Source organism: bacterium (genome assembly GCA_024226335.1).
Classification (GTDB): Bacteria; Myxococcota_A; UBA9160; order SZUA-336; family SZUA-336; genus JAAELY01.
Genome location: JAAELY010000025.1, coordinates 1 through 2,697, shown reverse-complemented (window position 1 = coordinate 2,697; position 2,697 = coordinate 1). Strand labels below are relative to the sequence as shown.

Below are 2,697 nucleotides of genomic sequence, written 5' to 3'. Positions count from 1 at the left end.
TGGAGCACCGGGTGATCGAGAAGCTGGCACACCGCTTCGCGGCTGCTTTTCTCGTCACCGCGGCGACGGCGCGCCGCGAGCTCGGGACCCGCCGCCGCCACCTGGATTTTCGAGAGCTGGCCCTGCTCAAGCAGAAGCACGGTTTGAGCATGCAGGCATGGATCTTTCGAGCCGGGGACCTCGGTATCATCGAGCAGGCTCACGTCCGGACTCTCTTCGCCAATCTCAGCGCCCGCGGCTGGCGCCGCCGGGAACCTGTGGAGTTCAAGGGACAGGAGCGGCCGCGAAAACTCACGCAACTCACGGTCCGTGCCCTCGCCGAAGGCATGTTGAGCGCCGCCCAGGCCGAGCGCATCTGTCCTGGCGTGACCCAAGAGGTCGAGGAGCTCCCCACTCAGCCCGTAGGTGCCATGAGTGCGCGATCACTGCTGCGGTTGCCGGCGGCGGAGCGAGAGCAGTTGCTTGAGCAGGCAGCAGCACTGGTCGCTGACGAGTATGCAGACGGTGGTTCTTTGGCGGGCTTCGAAGCCATGAGTTGGGAGGATCACGTTGACGCTTCGCTCGACGACGAATGATCCCCGGCCTGTTCGTGGCGAGATCTGGTTGGTCCGCTTCGATCCGATCCAAGGCGCGGAGATTGGCAAGACCCGTCCAGCCGTCGTGGTGAACCCGTCATCTGTCGGCCGGCTGCCGCTTCGGATCGTCGTGCCCATGACCAGCTGGCAGGCCAGGTTTGCCACAGTGCCCTGGCTTGTCCACGTCAAGAAGACACGCAGAAACGGCCTCCGGAACGAGTCTGTGGCCGATTGCTACCAGGTGAAATCCATCTCTCTCAGGCGTTTCGCCGCTAAGCTCGGCGACCTCGATGCGGAACAGCTCGAGGAGATCGCGGCCGCGGTCGCGATCTGCGTCGGCGCATGACCTTCGCGGTTGCAAAGATCCGAATCGATGCCTGTTGTCGCTGAGGACCGTTTGTGGCGCAACGCTTATGAACCAACCCGACTTTCGCGGAGCCCGCGGTTCGAATGTGGGTGATGATTTCCACGAACTGTGGGCGCTACGCCAGGCGCTAAAGCTGCTCGACCCGAACTCCGGCCTATCTGCCGTCGTGCTCGAAGGCGTGAAGCCCGAGGATGAGAGAGGAACACCTCCGGATACCTGGGACGGAGTGGATTGCACCTTCTACTACGGCTCAGAGGCGGACTCTCCAGACCGCATAGTCATCGACCAGCTGAAATACTCGTCGGCTGACCGGGACACACCGTGGACGGTCTCTCGCCTGAAAAAGGCCACCAACAAACGCGGGGACAATTCGGTGATCGGCCGGCTGGCGAAGGCGTATAAGACGCTGACGCGCAAGCATCCCAACTTGTGCACTGCGCGTCGCATCAGAGTGCGTCTGGTCAGCAACCAACCTGTCGACGGCTCGGTATTCGAGGCGCTCGCGTCTCCGCCTGCCGCGAACCTCGACGCGGCCAAAGACGCAGAGCGGCCCTCGCGTACAGCGATACGCGCTCGACAACGCAGGGAGCGAAAGCGACCGCGTGCTCGACTACCTTCGGCCGGAAGGCAAGACCCTGGAAGGGATCTTCGGATCGCAGCTGGAGCACGCTGTCCAGAAGCGTGGCGATCGGCAATCAATCCGACTGTTCTGTGCAGGCTTGATCTGTCTGCCGCGTCCGATTCCCGTTGTCCATCTCGCGGCAGTGATCGGTCTCAATCACCATGACGCGCTCGACCTGTGTTCCGATCTCGCTCCTGGTGTTCGAGTCAGAGGCGAAACCATCGGCTTTGCTGACGAAGATTTCGAGCATTTCATTAGGATCGAAGCCGAATCGCATATTCCTGCCGTGAGGAAGCAGATCGCCATCCATTTCCTCAGCCTCCATGAAAGCAACGCCTACGCGGCCGCCTACCTGGCGGAGGCACTACTCGATGCGGGTCGGGGTTCCGAGGTTCTCAAACTTGTCCAGTCGGAACAGGAGCCTCGCGCGATCGGAGATCCAGTCGTCCGGCGAGAAGCACAGCTTCGGCGCCTACGGGTTGCGATGAAGGTCTGCCGCGATTCGGGCAACGACGTGGATGCGCTTCTGACGCTCCTCATCGGGGCAGAGGCGCTCAAGACCGACGCCGCCATGAGAGAGGTGCTCGTCCAGAATCCCGATCTCGCCACACGTTTCGCACGCGACACAGCAGGCCGTGTTGTTCTTCGCGAACCCGGGCTGATCAAGCATCATGGCCCACTGCTCTTCCACCTCATGGCCGTGGATTCCCGGAGAGATGACGGGATCTCGGTACGAGAAAGTCATCGCCATTTGCAGGCATGGCTCCAGCGTAGGACCGAGCAGGTGGAAGCTACGAAGAAGGCGCATCCACACTGGGGACCCAATGCGGTGACTCCGTGGCCGATCGACATCCGGGACATCGCCGCGGAAACGGAGGCAGTGATCCGCATTGGCGGACCAGGGCGAGGTGTCGAATATCTTCGGCGATGGCGACCAAGCACGATCGCGGTCGATGTCGCGATGCTCCTGTCGGAAGAGCTGATTGCCGGCGGCGATGTGGAACTGGTCGAACGATGCGTGAAGGAGGCGCCTCTTTCTGCGCCTTGGGATCTATTCGTCCTCGTGCCGCTGGCCCTTGCAGGCAGAACATCGGAAGTGGAGAGGCTCGAAACCTCAGCGGCGCGTCTTCACC

At 62.1% G+C, this 2,697-nt stretch carries 3 protein-coding genes; all 3 read left to right on the top strand.

Annotated features, from left to right (window positions below):
• The first annotated feature begins 11 nt into the window (after positions 1 to 11).
• Positions 12 to 575, top strand: coding sequence for a hypothetical protein (locus GY725_00890; protein MCP4002726.1), 564 nt, complete (start codon positions 12 to 14; stop codon positions 573 to 575).
• A gap of 28 nt (positions 576 to 603) precedes the next feature.
• Positions 604 to 921: a type II toxin-antitoxin system PemK/MazF family toxin gene (locus tag GY725_00885; GenBank protein ID MCP4002725.1), complete on the top strand. Its 318-nt coding sequence runs from the start codon at positions 604 to 606 to the stop codon at positions 919 to 921.
• A gap of 623 nt (positions 922 to 1,544) precedes the next feature.
• Positions 1,545 to 2,697: hypothetical protein (locus GY725_00880; GenBank protein ID MCP4002724.1), on the top strand; the 1,153-nt coding region annotated here is incomplete at its 3' end.